The sequence below is a fragment of the Pseudobdellovibrionaceae bacterium genome, from assembly GCA_020635075.1.
Taxonomy (GTDB): domain Bacteria; phylum Bdellovibrionota; class Bdellovibrionia; order Bdellovibrionales; family UBA1609; genus JADZEO01.
In genome coordinates this window covers 326,757-345,184 of the sequence record JACKAM010000004.1, presented here as the reverse complement: position 1 = coordinate 345,184, position 18,428 = coordinate 326,757, and the positions used below count along the sequence as shown (strand labels likewise).

At 50.1% G+C, this 18,428-nt stretch carries 15 protein-coding genes; 7 read left to right on the top strand and 8 right to left on the bottom strand.

The window, feature by feature from the left end; genetic code table 11:
• Positions 1-257: 257 nt before the first annotated feature.
• Positions 258-1,874: a hypothetical protein gene (locus H6624_19050; GenBank protein ID MCB9086446.1), complete on the bottom strand. Its 1,617-nt coding sequence runs from the start codon at positions 1,872-1,874 to the stop codon at positions 258-260.
• 406 nt (positions 1,875-2,280) lie between these two features.
• On the opposite strand from H6624_19050, the gene H6624_19045 reads away from it, so the two are divergent.
• From H6624_19045 to H6624_19035, 3 genes are all read left to right on the top strand, one after another.
• Positions 2,281-3,237: a prepilin-type N-terminal cleavage/methylation domain-containing protein gene (locus H6624_19045; GenBank protein ID MCB9086445.1), complete on the top strand. Its 957-nt coding sequence runs from the start codon at positions 2,281-2,283 to the stop codon at positions 3,235-3,237.
• Positions 3,237-4,196 carry a hypothetical protein gene (locus H6624_19040; protein ID MCB9086444.1) on the top strand — a complete coding sequence of 320 codons (960 nt, stop codon included), beginning with the start codon at positions 3,237-3,239 and terminating at the stop codon, positions 4,194-4,196. The genes H6624_19045 and H6624_19040 overlap by 1 nt, the downstream gene beginning before the upstream one ends.
• A gap of 108 nt (positions 4,197-4,304) precedes the next feature.
• Positions 4,305-5,003: a glycosyltransferase family 2 protein gene (locus H6624_19035; GenBank protein ID MCB9086443.1), complete on the top strand. Its 699-nt coding sequence runs from the start codon at positions 4,305-4,307 to the stop codon at positions 5,001-5,003.
• Between the two features lie 664 nt (positions 5,004-5,667).
• On the opposite strand, the gene H6624_19030 is transcribed toward H6624_19035, so the two are convergent.
• Positions 5,668-6,678, bottom strand: coding sequence for an NAD-dependent epimerase/dehydratase family protein (locus H6624_19030; protein ID MCB9086442.1), 1,011 nt, complete (start codon positions 6,676-6,678; stop codon positions 5,668-5,670).
• Positions 6,679-6,794: 116 nt separating this feature from the next.
• Here H6624_19030 and H6624_19025 point away from each other — a divergent pair, with 116 nt between their 5' ends.
• Complete coding sequence (locus H6624_19025; protein MCB9086441.1) at positions 6,795-7,844, top strand: glycosyltransferase; 1,050 nt, start codon at positions 6,795-6,797, stop codon at positions 7,842-7,844.
• Here H6624_19025 and H6624_19020 read toward each other — a convergent pair.
• Together H6624_19020 and purD are read right to left on the bottom strand one after the other, a co-directional pair.
• Positions 7,794-8,414 (bottom strand): threonylcarbamoyl-AMP synthase, encoded by a 621-nt coding sequence (locus tag H6624_19020; GenBank protein ID MCB9086440.1) that lies wholly within the window; start codon positions 8,412-8,414, stop codon positions 7,794-7,796. The two genes, H6624_19025 and H6624_19020, sit on opposite strands and share 51 nt — an antisense overlap.
• On the bottom strand, positions 8,411-9,676 hold the full coding sequence (purD, locus tag H6624_19015; protein ID MCB9086439.1) for a phosphoribosylamine--glycine ligase: 1,266 nt from the start codon (positions 9,674-9,676) through the stop codon (positions 8,411-8,413). Before purD ends, H6624_19020 begins: the two co-directional genes overlap by 4 nt.
• A gap of 122 nt (positions 9,677-9,798) precedes the next feature.
• On the opposite strand from purD, the gene H6624_19010 reads away from it, so the two are divergent.
• From H6624_19010 to H6624_19000, 3 genes are read left to right on the top strand one after another with little or no spacing between them, the layout of a single operon-like run.
• Entirely contained in the window at positions 9,799-10,590 is a 792-nt protein-coding gene (locus H6624_19010) for an SDR family oxidoreductase (protein ID MCB9086438.1), read from the top strand.
• 47 nt (positions 10,591-10,637) lie between these two features.
• A complete protein-coding gene (locus H6624_19005) occupies positions 10,638-11,579 on the top strand; it encodes a glycosyltransferase (GenBank protein ID MCB9086437.1) in 942 nt (313 codons plus the stop codon).
• A gap of 25 nt (positions 11,580-11,604) precedes the next feature.
• Positions 11,605-13,806 (top strand): glycosyltransferase family 2 protein, encoded by a 2,202-nt coding sequence (locus H6624_19000; protein MCB9086436.1) that lies wholly within the window; start codon positions 11,605-11,607, stop codon positions 13,804-13,806.
• Between the two features lie 462 nt (positions 13,807-14,268).
• On the opposite strand, the gene H6624_18995 is transcribed toward H6624_19000, so the two are convergent.
• The 4 genes from H6624_18995 to H6624_18980 form a co-directional block, all read right to left on the bottom strand.
• Entirely contained in the window at positions 14,269-14,664 is a 396-nt protein-coding gene (locus H6624_18995) for a hypothetical protein (GenBank protein MCB9086435.1), read from the bottom strand.
• Positions 14,661-15,377, bottom strand: a complete 717-nt coding sequence (locus H6624_18990) for a radical SAM protein (protein ID MCB9086434.1) — start codon at positions 15,375-15,377, stop codon at positions 14,661-14,663. Before H6624_18990 ends, H6624_18995 begins: the two co-directional genes overlap by 4 nt.
• A gap of 22 nt (positions 15,378-15,399) precedes the next feature.
• Positions 15,400-16,332: a glycosyltransferase family 2 protein gene (locus H6624_18985; GenBank protein MCB9086433.1), complete on the bottom strand. Its 933-nt coding sequence runs from the start codon at positions 16,330-16,332 to the stop codon at positions 15,400-15,402.
• 102 nt (positions 16,333-16,434) lie between these two features.
• Positions 16,435-18,354, bottom strand: coding sequence for a hypothetical protein (locus H6624_18980; protein ID MCB9086432.1), 1,920 nt, complete (start codon positions 18,352-18,354; stop codon positions 16,435-16,437).
• Between the last annotated feature and the right edge of the window lie 74 nt (positions 18,355-18,428).

The following is an 18,428-nucleotide window of genomic DNA, read 5'->3' as shown; positions in this document are numbered from 1 at the left end:
GACACTTAAATTCCCCGGTACACAATAGGAATGAGCAAGGAATAGGCCAGGCTTCACTTTGTCATAACGCAGAACTTTAGCTCTGGTGAATGGTAAGTTGTCGAACCCATTGAGGTCGTCAAAACAATCGACGAATTTCAAAACAATACATCGTCAACAGAGTGTACAGTTTTGCTGTCTCAAAAGCGCACGAATGCTGTCTAAGCTCCTAGCATGAGACAGAATATTTACTTTTGGCGAAAAATGAGACAGGGAGATTAAGGACAAGGTCCGCAACGGAAATATCCGGCCTGACCACCAATGTACCCACCGCCGGTACCACACCAGTTACCACAACGTGGATACTGAACGATGTTAGCAGAAGAAGAAATTGTCGTATTGTCCACCGAAGAAATGGGAGAAAGGTTACCAGCTGTATCCATGGAGCGAACATCCATCTGCATCACACAGCCCGAAGGTAAATTGGTCCATGTAAAAGAATAGAATTTGGTGCCAGCACCGAGAGTGGCCGGACCTAATCCGGGAGCAACACCACAAACCTGCGCTTGATCACAAGGGGTCCAGGTGTTGTTGGACATAGCCAGATTGAAGTACCCCGGGTGGGCTGCCGTATCCAGGTAAGGCACGTCGACAAATCCACCATTAACATATGGAACAGCTGGGTTCCATTGGGGGCGAGGCAAACCCTGGTCACCAGGAGCGGCGCCCGAAAAGTAAGCCATGGGTGGAAACTGCTCTCGACCTGCTATCACTGCGCCTCCCGCATTTGTACAGGCCGCAAAATAGCCCACATCATTGCGCGGATGAAGAAGACGGTAGGATCTGTCTCGACAGAGAAGAACTGTACCTGCCTCATTGGGGTTATTGACCGCATCCTGATATCCCACATTAAGTTGGATGGTGTTAGTGTTGAATGCCGAACAATCGACATCAGTTGAAGTGGGTGTCACCGGACCTGTTCCAGCACCAGATTCGCCAACGCGCTGATCAGCAGGAAGGCCGATACCAGGGTCATCCCAGGTAGAGTTCCGTTCAATGCTCACTGTGGGTGCGCCGGGGACACCACCGTCTTCTGGATATTGAAGCCGCATTTCCGCAGTACAACCCAAAGCCACTCCATTGACATCTTCATAACTAGCTCGCAAGGTCACGAGCAAGCCCACATCGTTTCGAACACCGGCAGCCCAGGCGATCCCCTGAGGAGCCATGGTGTTGTCCAGACCATTACCTAATCCTCCTCCTCGTCCGGTGGTCATCGCTGTAGACATATTGGACGGCTGACCACGAGGTGCAATAAACAGTGGTGCTGCCGGACAGCCGACAATCGCTCCAGAACCCAAATCAAAGGGTTGAATGCGAACAGTGGTCGACAAATTAATTAATGTTTGGGTGTTCGAGGCCGGAGCAAACAAACTACTGAGCGCTGGGCCGGCGACACTGTAAACGGATCCATTTACGTTGGTACAGAAATTGGCCGTACTACTGTTATAGATGGCGAGCATACCACCCATAATACCTTGAATAAGATGAGGTGTTCGAACAAGGACTGGTGCAGCCGGCCCCGCAGGAACGTTGGTAATGTTATAGGCCGTAGAAGGCGGATAGCGATGGGCAGGATCAATAGTCGCCGCATCCTGCTCCACCTGGATCGTTCCACCAACAACCGCCCAACGATTGACAGGAGAACTACCGGCCGGCGGAATAAAGTCACCAATATTTACCCGCGTTCCGAGAGCACGGATGCGATTGATCACCGAGTTTAGGTGGTTCACACAAGCACTGGATTGGTTCATGGCTTTGGTGCCGGCGGCTCCGCTGATAAAAAGGCGAGAGATACCCAATGCGGTCACGCCAATGATCGCAATCGATACCATCACCTCAGGCAGAGAGAAACCTCTGCTATTGTTCGAACCTGGTGCCCAACGCGACAAGTTCACTACCCCAAGTTATTAAGTCCAGGTAACGTCAAACAAGTACCCAAAATTAAGTACTTTCTACCTGTTACTATCATCGGCATAAATGACCCATCACAACACTAAAAAATTATCCGCGTCTCAGGCTGTAACGACAATTTCTAAGGGATTACGTCTCACATTGAGAATTCCAACAAACGAAAACCGACTGCAATGATTTGTTTATCGGGCCGATAAGGAATTGTGAAGATCGACATGGGGTCGGCAGAAATTATGTCTAAACAAGAGACATGGATACCACCCGACTGGGTTCTGATTGGCTAGTGATGGTATTCTTGATCCTAGAGTTGGAACGGGAGGATTTCCTTTGGGGATTGGTAATTGCAAATCCTATTTTCACCTAGATGAGAAGGGCTATACCCTTCCTGAATTGATGATCACCATGGTCGTCGCCTCGGTGATCTTTGTCAGTGTCGGTGGTCTCATCATTCAAACCAATGAAGGCATTAAGATCAACCAGCAACGTCAACATATGATCGACAATCTGATGTCTGCCAACATGGCCATCCTTCGCCATATGGGACAAGGTTTGGGCATGCGCTGGTCAGGTGCAGCTAATCTAAACGCCTTTGGTGCTCAGGTGACCGGTGGATCCTGCTTTACGGGCAGTACCTGCGGACGGGTCCGCCAGCTTGTTCAAGCACCAAATACCGTCGCATCCTCTCTTGCTGCTCCTCCAACTCCGGCCGTCACCACATTGGCCGTTTTCTTAAAAGAGGCTCAAAGAAGTGGCGTCAACGCCGCGGCCAGTAAACTAACAGATGTTAACGCCGTGGGAGTTTATTACCAGCATCAGACCTCTGCCTTCTCAGGTGTCCTGTGGGTCACCGAAGCCTTAGGGCCGGGCGCTGGAAACTTACGAGCCGGCGACAACTCGGCCGCTGGTAGCTCTATTTCCTTTGGTAATATCGTCGATGTGATGGTCGACAACCCTGATCCTCCCACGGCCTCCCTAGCGGTTCCCTTAAGAGGAGTCGATATACGCCTAGTGATGCGAGTCTTCAATACGCCTGAACGGGATCTATGGCGCTTTTGCCGACCAAACGAGATGGGCGCCTCTGCCATGTGCGCCAATCTGGCCCCTTATTCGGAAATGGACCGCACCATCCATGTGGTCTTCCGCAATAATATTCTCGGGCCACCATTGCATACCACCAACCCTCCTGCTGACAGGCGATTTTTTGAGCGGGTCAATGGTGGGCTTTACTTTTTTGATTTTAACTTTCCCAATATCACCCGCTTTAATTCAACGGAGGGCTTTTGATGAAGGTCAGGCAACTTCTTTCATTTCAAACTCCCCTAGCTAATCAACGTGGTGTTTCGACTCTCGCTATGGCTATGGCCACGGTAATTATTTTGGGAACGGGCGTGTCGCTGATGATGTCCGATATTCAAATGTCGTCTAAGACACGAAGTAAATTACGCCTATCTCTTCAGGCCTACACCATGATGGAACAGTTCGCCGTGCGTTTTAATGGAGCCTTTGAATTGCGCAATCCCTCTTGGTTTGTCATAAGTCCTCCAACCGTGGCTTGCCCAACGGCACCCGGACCGATCAATAGTGTAGCTCAAGGCGCTGCCCCAACACCACCCTACCCTCCAGGGTCTCAGTACTGTGCCTGGCCAGCTCAGCCCTGCCCTCTTGGAACGACGCAAGTGAATATTGATGCTGGACTGAACGCAATCTGTGTGACCAATGACATTGATGGCAATGCGGCCAGTGCCAACTTCTGTATTCGTTCCACCAACGGAAGCGACTATTGTCTGGATACCACGGGAGTGATTTCCAAAAATGAATATGATGCGGACGGCACGGCTATTCCCACTTTGGAAATGAACATCAAAGATGTCACTCCCATTCACAAGAAAATCAAAAATCAGGCTGTAGCCATCTGGGATCAACTGTTGGAATCGGCCCAACCGGCCCTTGAAAAGGCAGTTCCCTACACCGGATATCCGGAAAAGGCCTATGCTCAGTTAGGTGTTGAGGCCTTTCTCGACGCTCGCCCCAACAAGCCAGCGATCGGCGCCACCACCAATACGGCCAATGTTCCCGCTTGTGCCGATGCTCCCGGAGGACCTGATTTCTGTGTTCGCTGCGCTGATCCCAATATTAGCTGCATTCAGATTAAGATGTGTATGCCTCCCGGCTGTGGCGCCTTTGGTGGAGGAACTTCACAAGTTCTTTATCAACGAATCGCAATCTTACGCGCACCGCCCTAAGATGGGCTAAACCTGCCTCCAGGACCGGAAACGCAGTTAGGGCTTGCCCCTGCACCAACCCTTGGTTTTAAACTAGAGGTTCAGACCTGACTCTGCCAGGAGGCCTGCGTGTCCGTTTTGTCCCTAGTTTTACCTTGCCACAATGAACAAGAGGCCATTCCCGTTGTTCTCGACAAATTGCTGCGTGACCGTTCGCGAATCATTGAGGAAGCGGGGCTCACTGATTTGGAGATCATTGTCGTCGACGACGGATCAACTGATGGCAGTGCTGATTTGTTACGAAAACTGGAACCCGAGATTCGCTTCATTAGACTGGAAGAAAACCAAGGCTATGGTCGGGCATTGAAGACTGGGTTTACCGCCGCTCGGGGACAACTCCTGGGCTTTTACGATTTGGACGATACCTGCCAACCGGAAGATTTGATTCCCATGGTGCGCACTCTCGACGAAGAAGACGCGGGCATGGTCTGTGGCAATCGCCTCAATGAAAACACCAAAATGCCTCCCCAGCGCTATCTGGGCAATTGGCTCTACCGGAACCTTACCCGAGCCCTCCTGAAACACGAGGTCCAGGACTGCTGCACAGGCATGAGGGTCTTTTCAGCCGGCTACCGGGAAGAGTTTTGCCAAACCTTACCCGATGATCTGAATTTCTCCCTCGCCATGACCATTCGCTTTTTGAAAAGCGGTGGTACCTACCGGGAGATTCCCATCCAGTACCATCGCCGCTTGGGAGAATCCAAACTCTCGGTCTTCACCGATGGCCCATTGTTCCTCTGGACCCTCCTCCGCTACTCCTTCCAATAAACCTAGGCTGATCGAAAAAAACCGCCTGCAGTATTGATGGGTCAGTCCATGAGTCTCTCTCCCTCTTATCCCAGCTGAGTAAAAATCTTCAGACATTGCGTCTGGCAGCAGCGCTCTCTCTCAGTGTGCAGCACCGAGCCGAACTCGATTTTCACTCACTGGGAAAGCGGGAGTTCGCCTCATGGAGAGCTGCCCCCTGGCAATTTTCATTAAAATCTGGCCCCCCTAATTGTTGAACCACAAAACTATGTGCTGCCTTTGTCCGGGAAGAGGCCCGATTGCCGAGCCATTCCCGGAAATCCGAATCCTCCGCCGTCGCGCAGGGCGGGAGGCTGAGTGACCGAAGGGAATAGGCTCAGCCGAACGGGGTGCGGCAGCGGGCTGACGCACTCCGAAGACACGCCTGCGGCCGAAAGGCGCGTGAGGATTTGCGGAGAATGGTCGGCAAAGGACCGAATTAACGGATAAAGGATTTTGTGGATCAACAATTAGAAAATCCCGTTCAACGATGGAGATGGGCTCTTTTCGGCAGTCTATGGCTGGTCAAAATGGGTTAGATGCAAGGCAGAGGCCCCTCGAATGAGCGGAGGCGTACATAGATGTACGTTGGAGTGAGAGAGAGGGGTCTCTAACGCCGCAGATGACCCATTTTCACCAGCCATACTTAGATGATGGCTTCGCGCCAGGTGCAGGGTAGTAGTTCGTTCTTGATTTCGATTTCGATATCGTACTGAAAGGGCTTGGGCCCCTTAGCCTGAATCCATTCCACCATGTCTACGATGCCCTGACGAAGACTGTATTTGGTTTCGTAGCTAAACATGCGGCGGGCTTTGTCAGCGGAGCAGTTGGCAAAGGTATCTTCGCCGGGACGACCATCGACAAAGATGGGCCGAAGATCAAAATTGATGACTTCAGCAATGGTTTGAGCCAGCTCAAGGATGGTCACAAACTCTTCATCGGGACCGACATTAATGGTCTGTCCAGCCGCCTGATCGGCAAAGACCAGTTGCTCCAAAACTTGGAGAGTGTCTTTGATATAGCTGAAACAACGCTTCTGCTGGCCGGTTCCGTAGATGATGGGCTGCTTACCCTGCAGCATCCGATTGATCATGATGGCAGCAACGTTGCGAAAAGGATCATCATATTTTTGACGTGGTCCAATAATATTGTGAGGAACACAGATTACAAACTCACGCTGGTGGATGCGGCAGAGGCTTTCAATTGTTTTTTCCGCCGCATACTTGGCCACACCATAGGGAGTCCGCGGGGATGGGGTCATTTCTTCGCGGAAGGGAACTTCTTGGCGTCCGTAACGAGCCATTGAGGAGCAAAACACAAACCGCCGAACATTATTATCTATTGCCGCAGCTGCTAAGGATACAGTATTGGAATAGACGTTTTGCGTTACAAAATGGGGACTAAAGACGCTAAGTCCATCGTAGGCCGTTGCGGCTGTGTGAAAAATCACATCTACATTCTGGGTGATCTTGTTGATCTTCTTATAGTCGTTAAGGTCAGCCTCAAAGAAGTCCGCGTCGCTGGGTACATGGCTTATGTCACCGCTCCATAGGTTGTCACAGCCCACCACTCGGTGGCCTTGAGCTAACATCGCGTCGGCCAAGTGACTGCCAAGAAACCCGGCTATTCCTGAAATAAAAACGGTCTGCTTTTTCATCTACCTCTAGGACTTCGAAATTCTGAGGAAATAGGCTATTAAAAGATAAGGGTTGGATGAGACTCAGTAAACGACTTTTTCCCCCGAAAGGGAATTTTTCGCCCTTTGGAGGTATTTTGCACAGCGAAACAGCAAGCATTAGCTTAGCGATCATCACCTTTGATGAGGGTGGTCTCTTATTGCCCTTGTTTCGTCAGATTTTCTCTGAACCCCAGGACAGTCGCCCGATTGAGGTTCTTGTGGTCCACAATGGCGGGAAAAATTCCACACTGGATGTTCTCAGACAAGCTCAGGCTTTGAGCCCGATTGTTTTCAAAATCTTTGAAGCCCCTCAAAATAACCTGGGTCATAGTCGGGCTATGGCAGTTAATGGGTCCTGTGGTGAGCTGATCGCCTTTGTTGATGGTGATTGCCAGGTTCCCCCGGGATGGCTGGCCCGGCTCCGGGAAAATCTTCGTCTCTGCCAGGTGAGACAAGCCAAGACCGGAGGCGTGGGGGGGCCAAATCGCATGGATGCTACGACTCGATTGGGTGAGACTCTCAATCTGGTTTTGAGTAGCCCCCTCGGCCACGGAGGTTCGGCTCAGGCTCAGTGGGTGAGCGAACTGTCTCCAGCGGACCATATCCCTACGACCAATGCCCTCTTTGTTCGCCGACGGATTTTGGATATTGGTAACTTTGACTCTTCATTTTCCAGAACTTGCGAGGACGTGGATCTAGGAGTCCGTCTGAACCAATCGGGCTCACCCCTATTTATGGGGCCTGACCCTGTGGTGATCAATCGTTGTGCCAACGACTGGAGGGAGTGGGGCTCAAGGATGGTGCGCTTCGGATACAGCCAGGCAAGGTGGATTTCCGCCAAGCGCCGAGGACTCCATCTGCCATCGATTGCCTCAGCGGCAGGCACACTGACATTTGCCCTTCTGCCTCTTATTGGTTTTTTTCAGCCACGAGCGCTACACCTTTATGCCATTTATGGAGCCTTGTTAATGATCGAGTCTTGGCGGCTCTATCGAAGTCATCGCAAAATAGATCAAGTGTTTCCCGTTATCGCTCTGATGGCGCTCACCCATTTTAGCTATGGATGGGGAAGTCTGCGTGGATATTGGGATCTCTTATTTGGACTCAACAAGGTGCAAACCGCAAATGTGAGCGAGGCGGGTTAACTCCTCTTCGCCAATTGCCCCAGCCCGCAATATCTCGACTCCTGCGCCATCAATTCTGACAACAGTGGAGGGCTTTTGCCCTCCAGCCCCCTCCCCTATTTCAGACACTACCCTGACTTGCTCGGGCAACCAGTACAAATCATCCTCTGAAAGCGCGGGATCTTCGCCAGATTTATTGGCGCTGGTTGTGGTCAAAGGCTTTTGTAGAACTCCCATTAAGCGGGAAACCAATGGGTGACTGGATAATCGCAGCCCGACATATCCTGTTCCCCCATGAATAACGGGAGAAACAAAGTCCTTTGCTGGCAAAACGGCGGTCAAAGGGCCTGGCCAAACAATCTGCAAAAACCTCTTCACTTCTTCACTGTCGATTTGAGCAATCTCGTTAGCCATATAAAAATCTGAAACCAACAAGCTCACACCCTTGCTCACCTCACGTCCTTTGAGCTCAATCAGGGATTCCAGGGCCCTTTCATTATCGAACAAGACCCCAATCCCCCATACCGTCTCTGTGGGGTAAGCAATTATTCCACCACCTTCCAAGTGTTGGTGAACATCATCAAAATTCATTGCGAACCCAAAACTTTATGGCCAATATCACTTCTCATTTGACGACCCGGCCACTGCGCCCTCTCTGCCTGATTGTAAGCTGTACCCAAGGCTTCCTTGAGACTCGAACCTATGCCAATTGCATTCAAAACTCGACCACCACCGGTCACCCACTCACCCTCAGCATTGCGCTTGGTTCCGGCATGGAGAAAGTAACTATTTGCTGTCTGAGCGCTCAGGTCGCCATCAATCACCACACCCTTTTTGGGTTGATCAGGGTATCCTTCGGCGGCCAAAACCACACACGCGCAGTGAAGGGGCCTCCACTCGAGTTCGGGTAGCTCACCAAGGCTGACGGCCTTCATCACCTGGCCCCAATCGCCGTTCAAAAGCGGCAACACCACCTGCGCTTCGGGATCGCCAAAACGCACATTGTATTCCAATACGCTGGGGCCATTTTCCGTGACCATGACCCCAACATACAAAATTCCCCGATAGAGCAAAGATTCTGCTGCTAACTGGCGCACCGAGGGAGCGAGGATTTCCTCATGAATCTTTTTTCGCAACTCGGGCGAAACCTCCAGGGGGCCAACGACCCCCATGCCTCCGGTATTGGGACCCAAATCCCCATCACCCAATCTCTTGTGATCCTGACTGAGAGGCAAGGGTTGATAGGACTGACCGTTAGTCAAAATCAAATAACTCAGCTCCCAACCGGGCTGAAACTCTTCAAGCAGAGCTTGGTTTCCACTTTCACCAAGGCTTTTTTCTTCAAACAAAGAGTGCGCAGCTCGTCTCAACTCGTCCTCGGTTTTGCAGATGAAAACACCTTTGCCGGCCGCCAAACCATCGGCTTTGAGAACAAAGGGGGGAGAAAACTCCTTAGATCTCTCCATCGTCTCAGCCAAGGTTTTGACCACAAAGTATCGGGCAGTGGGCACACCAGCTCTCTCCATAAATTGTTTGGAAAAGACTTTTGAGGCTTCCAGTTGGGCTGCCGCCTGTGATGGGGCAAAAACATGGAGACCCTTTTCTCTTAGCTGATCTGATAGCCCTTCCGCCAGTGGAACCTCGGGACCAATGACCACCAAACCTACCTCATGTTGATGGCAAAACTTGGCAACAGCAGGAGGATCAGATGGGGAGATTTCATGGCAAATGGCATCTCCTGCCATCCCTGCACTCCCTGGTATTGCATGCACTTCCACCACACTCGGCGAAAGTTTAAGGGCTCTCACCAGAGCGTGCTCGCGACCCCCCTGACCAATGACCAGAACCTTCATAGCATTACCTCCGGTCTCGCTTGTATTGAACTCATTGCGGACTGTCAATTGACCGTCTTAGATAATGTTTCTATTCTCATGACACTCACATTCACCTCACCAGACTCACGGAGACAGTCAGCATGAAAGCCCAAATTGGCATTCGCCTTACGGAAAAGACCATTATCATTGGCGGCCCGTTTTCGGGTTTAACCCGGTCTCTGGCGACAACCCTGACCGAGGCTGGGGCTGACGTGGTGATGATTGCTCAGGATGTGGACCATGCCCGCCGATTTGCGGAAAATTTGAGCGATGCCCGGGAAGTCCATCCGGAATATGGCCGGGCAGCCGCGATGGCGGCCAATCTTTGTGATCCCAAGCAGGCTCATGAAACTGTATCTCGTGTGGCTGAGCTATTTGGGACTATCGAGGGTTATGTGGATCTTCATGCCAGTCCACCGGGCAAACCTTTGAATGACCCTCATGCCCTCAGTGCTCTGGACGAAGTCATCGACACGTGCCTGCGTCCAACCTTGATCATGGCCCACGCGACCTTGAAGTTCTTAGAGGGGCGAAAAAAAGGGCGATTGATCTTTATTCTCCAAGACGCACTCCGACTTGGCTTTCCCGAGGAAGCTGTTGGAGCCGCCTGCCGAACCGGGCTCCAAGCCTTTTGCCTCTCTCTTGCTCGTGAAGTGATGGACCAAAATATTACTGTTAACTGTGTGACGACAGGGTTTAGCGAGGACTATTATTTGTCCAGACACCCAGGAAGTGCCTCCCAGTCAGCCACTGAGGAGAAATTGCGCCACAATATCAAACACCTACGCACGACTTCAATTACCGATGTGGCCAATATGGTGGCCTATTTGCTGTCTCCCCTGAGCCAATCACTGACCGGACAGACGATCAGTGTCAATCAAGGCCTTACTTAAGAAGAGGATTGTTGCACCATAGGCAGAGGACTTGATAGAAATTTTCTATGTTGGTTTCAGTTGTCATTCCTACTCATAAGCGGCACCAGAACATACTCGACCTGGTCACTTCTATTTATCTTCAGGACCTTCCTCTTGATGAATTCGAAGTTCATATCGTCAGCAATCTTCCTGATTACAGCCTGGGGAGGAAATTAAAGAGCAAGCTGTCTGATTATTCGAACTGGCATTTCTGGGAAGTGGGGCGGCTTGGGGTCAATCATGCCAGAAACTTTGGCCTCAAAAAGTCCGAGGGCGATTTTATCGTGTTTCTTGATGATGATTGCTATTTGGATCAGAAGGATCACCTGCGTCGCTGTGTGGCCCAACTCAAACGGTGGCCGGAGGTCTCAGCGGTTGGCGGCCCCTACACAATTCCGGAGGAATCCAACAATATGGAGCAGGTCTACAATTCTATCTGCCGCCAATGGTTGGACAACTCGGTGAGACGCAGTGGGTTTACCACCAATCTGGTGGGGGGCAACATGGCTTTCCGCCGCTCCGTTTTTGACAGTGGAATTCGCTTTAACCCCGATATTCAGTTTGGTGGGGCAGAAACCGAACTCAACATTCGTCTGGTGAAGTCAGGTCATCGCCTAAAATTTGATCCAAACCTAACTGTCGAACATCGCCTCAACCTGCGTCTAAAGGGATTTTTTGCCAAGGCCTTTTGGCAGGGTTTTGGAGCCGAAAGAAGATCACAGGCCGGTGTGTCCCTGGAAATGACACCATCTTCCATTTTTGATGCCTGTCCTTATCCTTCCAAACTCACAGAACTCCTGCTAGTTTTTTATGATCACTCTTTTCAAATGGGAAAGGAGTGGGCGGCAAAGAACCAAAATCGGAAACCGAAACCCCACGAGGTTTCTGCACTGTTTATTTTTATATTGAAAAAGGATTTTACCCTTAATAGATACAAAGAGTGGCTCCGTTTGCGGCCGCACCATTGAGGCTTAAAACTTAAGAAAACGCAGGATGCAGTTAGAAGTTCGCGACCGAAATTTGGGGATTGGCAGCCATTTCCAGGGAAGGGAGATTGAGGCCGAGTTTTGCCGGTTTTACTTTCTTCCTTTCGCCCAAGATGAAGTTTGTATTTGCGGATATTGTGGCGAAACCGGTGGACGGAGCGAAGACAAATCAGGAGAAGAGATTACCGCCAGCCTCAAAAGGGCCAAAGACGGCCAGTATCAGGCGGTGGTCTTCCCCTGCTATTTTCTGAATCATCCCAAGTCTCATCAGATAGTTAAGCAATGCCACGATCTGGGGTTAGAAGTTGTGCTTCAGGTCTCTGCGAAAAGTTGGAGCCCAAGTTTTCACGACAAACTCATTCGTTTGGCTCAGGAACGGGTCTTCTTCAATGTGCTGCTTGGTTTTCCCGGCGATGAAGAGGATAAGCTGTTTCAGCTTATGAAGGATCAGGCTGACTACGCCTATTACACGATTGTAGGTACCCACCCGAGAAAGATTCCAAAATACGTGGCCTCACTTCCTCATGCGGTATTGAACGACCTGCATTTTTATTTTCCTTTGGACCCCATTGAAACCAAAAGAATGTTTATCACTCCGGAGATTAATCAGACTTTAAGAAAAACCGCTCAGCTGGTGAGAAAGGCTGGAAAGTCTTTGCGAATCAAGGGACCAAAAGGCGTGGACGTGTTTGAGCCTCACATCCCTAATGATCGTGAACTGGAGCCAAGCCTTTCACCCTTGATTGAGTCCGCAACCGAAGACACTTCGGATGTGCAAGTCTCGGTCATCATTCCAGCCTACAACTGCCGGGACTATCTGAAAAATGTGTTGAGGCATATTTTTAAACAAAATCTGGATGCCAACAAATATGAGGTCATTGTCGTTGACGATGGCAGTGACGATGGCACCCAAGAGGAGCTTTTAAAATTCATTGCCCCTTTTCAGGGTGTGAGAAATTTTAAATATCTGTTCTTTTCAAGGCTCACCCCACGCAAGAGGGGAGACAGCCAGTTTCGTGCTGGAATTGCCCGCAATGCGGGAGTCAAGAATGCCAAGGGTAAGGTCTACCTGTTTTTGGATTCGGATATGCTTCTCCCCCCCCATTACCTGTCAGATTTGATTGAAAAGATGACGGACTATGACGTCATTCAGGGGAAGAGGCTGTTTCTCAATGAAGACGTCAGCAACGAGCTCACGAGTTACCAGTTGGTTGACCCGGAGATCGACACTTATCCAGAGGACCCCTATTGGGCCCAATTTCAGGCCACGGATGACTGGAACAAGCTCCACAATCATTGGAAGTACGTATGTACCCACTCCCTGGCGGTAAAAGCAGCTGACTTTAAACGTCTGGGATGGTTTCGCAAAACATTTTTGTATTATGGATTTGAAGATGTGGACTTGGGCTACCGGTTGGCCAAAGATGGCTGCCGATTTTTGCTCAATGACGTGGAGATTTACCACCTGCATCCGCCGCCGAGCCAGTCGGAGTACAATCGCTCACCGGCTCGTCGACAGATGATTCTCTCCAAAACCTGTCGAATCTTTTTTCATCACAGCTTGGATGATTCGGCCTTTCAGGATTTTCGCGGAATGCTGGCTCCCAGTGAAAATATGAAGATCGATATGCCTGCGATCAATACCAAGGCCACCTTGTTTTGGCTGACCCAGTTGTATCATCAGTTCCGCTGGCGCCTGATGTGGTTCCTGTTTCACCCAGCCCCCAAGGCGACCGTGCGACTGACAGGTGGACTGACCCGCAGAACCCTGCAGCTCATTTATTGGCGGGCCATTTGGCCCACGGCCTGCTGGATTTACTGGAGGATTAAGGCCATCGCCAATTGGACCTATTGGCGAGTCTATGGCCTAACCAATCTTTTTCGTTGGCGGGTCATTGGCAATCTCCGCTGGCGAGTTTTGATGCCCTTTTACTGGAAAGCCATTGTGCCGATCTATTGGCAGGTGACGAGACCATTCCGATTTATTGCCGGTATGATTTACGGAAAGCTCCTCTTGCCTTTTTACTGGAAGGTTATCGCCAACATATATCACAAGGCGATCCGCCCCCTTTACGGCAAGGTTTTGTTGCCAGTTGGTTGGTTGTTATTCAAGCTCACCTGGCCTATCCGTAAGCCCTTCCATATGATCTCTTACCAATACCGCAAGCGGATTCTGCGCCAACCAATGGAAGAAAGCAAGGCTCACTAGTTCCCTTCGAAGTACTTTTTCCTGTCTGTTTTTGGAGTCAAAGTTCCCTTTTCGACACCCGCTTGCGGCCGCGGATCGTCTTCGGACAGCACGATCACTTAATGTGATCCCGCAGTCCAATACGCTCCGTCGCGCGCACTCGACGCGTCTCAAAGGGACTGTGACTCCAAAAACAGATCCGCAAAAGCACCTATCTCATCCCTGTATTCACTTTGAGAAAGATTAGATATGAGGATCGCTCAAAACAGTTCAGGTGCCTCGGGCATCAGATTGATGCAAGGCAAGTAGATAAATTCGTCAAAAGGGCCGAAATACGAGGCGCGTGAGACCAATTGGAGGATAGGCAGTCAGTTGAGCGACCGGAGGGAGTAGGCTCAACTGGCCGGGTCGAAGACCCGCAATGCTAGATGGAGTGAGCGGGAAGGCGATTAACGCCGCAGATGAGCTGTTTTCAGCGATCCTCTAGTAGGAGGAGTTGATCTCGTCCTGAGTCACCCAATTCTTCATGTCTCTTATCACCTTCCAGTGATGACAATCAGTACAAGGGATTCCTTCTTTTTCAGGCTCAATGCCGGCCAACATCTTGCGTGCATAACGTATCTTATCGTTATTGATAGCCTCTAAAAGAGTCGGAAAATCAAATACGCTGCCGAAATCTCCCCAAAAGTTGGAGCAACAGCCGAGGATTTTGCCGTCAGCGTGAATTTGGGGCTGGGTCCAGAGCTGGTAACAAATACCTTTGTAATATTGATTCTTGTTCTCTTCCAGCTCAGAGATGGTGTCTTTGACCGACTTCTCTTTAGGGCGTTCCGCTTGAGGTTGACTGGCTTCTTGGTGACTCTTCAGTTCTTCACTCACGGGCTCACCTCCTGAATGACTTCACCGTCTTCGTTCTTGGCGGCCAGATTATCATCCCAAGACACCTTGGTATAAAACTCCATGCCGAGTTCCTTGGCCATAGCCCGTGCCGCTTCGAGTTCGTGCTTGTTATGTTGAAATAGAACGAACTGCCAAGTGAGGCGTGGATATTCAGAATTATAAGCCTTCTTAAACTCATTGAGACGACGGATGTTGGCTATCACCTGGTCAAAGTTGCCACGCCGACGATATTGAACGTAGGTTTCCTGAGAGGCACCGTCGATGGAACAGGTAAGAGCTTTGACTTTATATTTAACCAGGCCCTCGAGTGCCTCATCTTTGACGGTATTAAAATTAACTCCGTTATAGGCAACAAGGTCTATTCCCTTTTTGTAAGCATAATTGAAAATTTTGACGATCTCCGGATTTAAAAAGATCTCTCCCCAATTGCTCAATTCAATCTCCATAATCCAATCAGCGGCATCCACAATTCTTTTGAAATCTTCAAATTTGAGGAACTTTGAACCTACGATGCTCTTATGGATATCACCCTGGGCTGTGGGACAAGCAGGACATTTTAACTGGCAGTAGGAGGATGCTTCGATGCGGATCATCTTGGGATGAGCGATCGAGATATCAGGCTTGGCAACATCTGCCGTCTGGCGATAGGCCCGACGAGCAAGAGGAAACTTCCTAATTAGATTTTTAACCATAATATTCTCAAACTCCTTGGGCCTAAAGGTCGGGATGGGACTGGGAGCCGACTGCTTCCAAGTAACCATCTTGAGCATTTGACCTTCGCCCCAACCATTTTCCAACAGTGGAGCCTGTCAATACCACAAAATAATAGGCAGCAAGGCTGGGAATCAAGAGCCGAGCGAGAGCACTCTCGCCTAAGCGTCGGTCAATGGCCCTACCGCGCCTCAAAAGGGAAAGAACCTGACGCGACGAGATGGAATCCAGCCGCTGATTCTGGTTGGCAGGCTTTGCCTGGCCGTGTCTAAAAGCGTTGCCATAGAGCCGCGTCCAACCGCCTTGAAAATAGTGATGAACCGAAATCTGCGGACTCAGAACAACTTTGTGGCCCCGGGCTTGAATGCGCTGGCTCAGGGCGAGCTCCTCAGCCGCCCCTTCCTGGCTCTCCTCGAATCCTCCGACTCCCCAAAAAATCTGCCGATCAATGAGAGTGCAGCCGCCAACCATCACAGGTCGACGGTGAGGGCTTTTCGAAGCCTTCATCATCCATAGATTTGCGGCGCAATTGTAGACACGGGCAGGAAGACTACTCCCTTGAGGACTCAAGTAGAAGCCACCAAGTGCCACTTCTGTACGATGACCGACAACGCGATCCCTAATGCGCTTGAGAAAATCCCAATCCGGCAGCTCTGTGTCATCGTCCAAGAAGAGAAGATAACGGCCTTCTGCGATCTTGGCCCCCTTGTTTCGAGCTCTATTGGCACCGCGGCCTTCACTGAAATAGTATTGGACGGGTAATCCCATGGCGCGAAACTCAAGCGTCATCGCACGAACAGACTCACTCCCTGGATTACAGACGACTAAAATCTGGTAGGCATAGGTAGGGCGATGCTGATTCAAGAGTGAGCGCAGGCAGGCCCGCAAAGGCGCAAGGCGTCCAACAGTCGGTATGACAATACTGAGATCCAGAATATCCCCCTATTAATCCAGTCCCCGAGAGGGCCGATCTTTAACTTTCTCCCAAAGGAGTACAGGAATCAAGGCTGGAGAGAGAACCCGGCCTTTCAACAGGCACTAAAATTCCACATCGAAGGCGAAAAGGAATAGCAGGGAGTCCTTGGCCTGGAACCCAATAGGCGGATAAATACTAATCCCGATATTTTTACCAGTTTTGGGAATCAGTAGGTACTTATACTTACCCCGCACATACTTCCAAGGCTGAATTTCATCATAGAGGGTGATCCACCCAGACTCATCCTCAAGCCAAACCTCATGAAGAGGAAAGACCGCCCCCGTGGCCTCAATCATATAGAAATAGATGGGGACCTTGTCGACAAGGGGTTCAATCTCATTGGGTTCAACAAAGGTCTCAATATCCTTAAATGGGACCTCCAGCTCGCCTAATGAATCATTGATGTCGTTAAGGGGAACCGCCCAAAAGGTTTCTCCCATCCACTCCCGCTTTTCCATTTCATTAGGAATATGTCGCACTCCGCGGGCAAACACTCCCTGCCCTAAATTGAGATACCGGCGCGACAAGAGTGAATTGATGTGAGGCTCAAGAAAAGTGATCTTACGGGTATAAAAAATAAAAGGCGGAAGCTCTGCCATAACCCGAAAAAACGCCTGACGATTTTCCTCATCCTGATTGGGACCCGCAAAGGCAATGAGTGGGTCATGATCCGGCAGTGTGCCGATGACATCGTAATACTTGACCCGGCCAAACTGATTAAGGAACTTGGTCATATTTTTGATGAAGTGAATCTGTCCGGCATTGCTACTGCGACTGATAACGGTTTGTGCCCCTATGATAACTGAGCCAATACTACAAACAATGAACAAAATCCGAGCAAGAGCGTACCGCTGACGGCGAGTCCATTGCCATCGCCTCAAAAATCTCGTGGTCAAGAATAACAGAAGGCTTCCGAAGCGGACCGCCGGCAGACTTAATACCGGAAGGAGGCTGGCAAGAAAGAATGGGTATTTCTCGGGAAACAAAACAAAGAAAAGAGTAACTACGAAACAGTAAAGATAAAAGGAACTGACCCGATCAGCCCAGGACTGGCGGGACAGGAACCGACGCAGACTGCGACTAACAACGAAAACCAAGGGCAAATACATTAACAGTGCTGAAAAAGGGTTCTCCTGCAAAAATTTCGTCACGTGATAAAACGAAACACGAGACAAGTAGTCGGGCATGCCCGCGCTGGCATGGGTGGCCTCGACCAGGTAAGTGGTTGAGCCAAACAGAATATCAAGAAGGTCAAATGAAGCATCAAAATAGAAAATGAAAACCATCACCAGAAGGACCAAATCCACCTGATTCCGAATCTTCCAAAACAAAGCCCTCTTGACTTGTTGGTATCGCTCGGATCCTAGACCCTTGATGGATGTAAAATAAAAGACGTGAAGAGCTAATAAAACCATCCCCGCCTTCACTGATGTTAGAATCATGAGGATTTCCATCAGCGTTAGGGCGACAATATGGAGACTTCCCGAGTTCTTGAAGTCAACCCGGTAATACCAATAGCGCATGAAATACCAAAGTATGAGCAAATGCCAGGTCGCCGACAGATTGTCCGCACGAATACGAAAGCCTCGCTCGAAAAACACAGTGAAACCGAGAATAAAAAGGATCGGTGTTACTTCCAGGTGAGGTCGACGGAAAACTAATTTGTAGAGAGATGCGGCTAACAATAAATTGAAAACGCCGATAATGGCAAAAATAAAGCGGGCAAACAGGAGGGGCTGCTCCTCCTTGAGGTCAAACCAAACAGTAGCCTTTAAAACCAGGGAGAACAAAAGCTTGTAGGCCTGACCAATATCCAAAGCCTGCTTGGTTCTGGCAATAGTGAGAGAAAAGATCTCTGAGTCTGCGAAGTAGGCCTTCTGCGAATACCAGACAAAAATAGTACAGGCCAAGGCTATTAAAAGGGTCTGACCCTTTCGTCCGGGAACCAGGAATTTTTCGACCAATGGGCTCAGTGGTCTCATCTCACCCTAACTCGCTAAAACAACGGATAGATAAAGGGGGCAAGAGGACTCGTCTGGGCAAACACCAGCAGAAG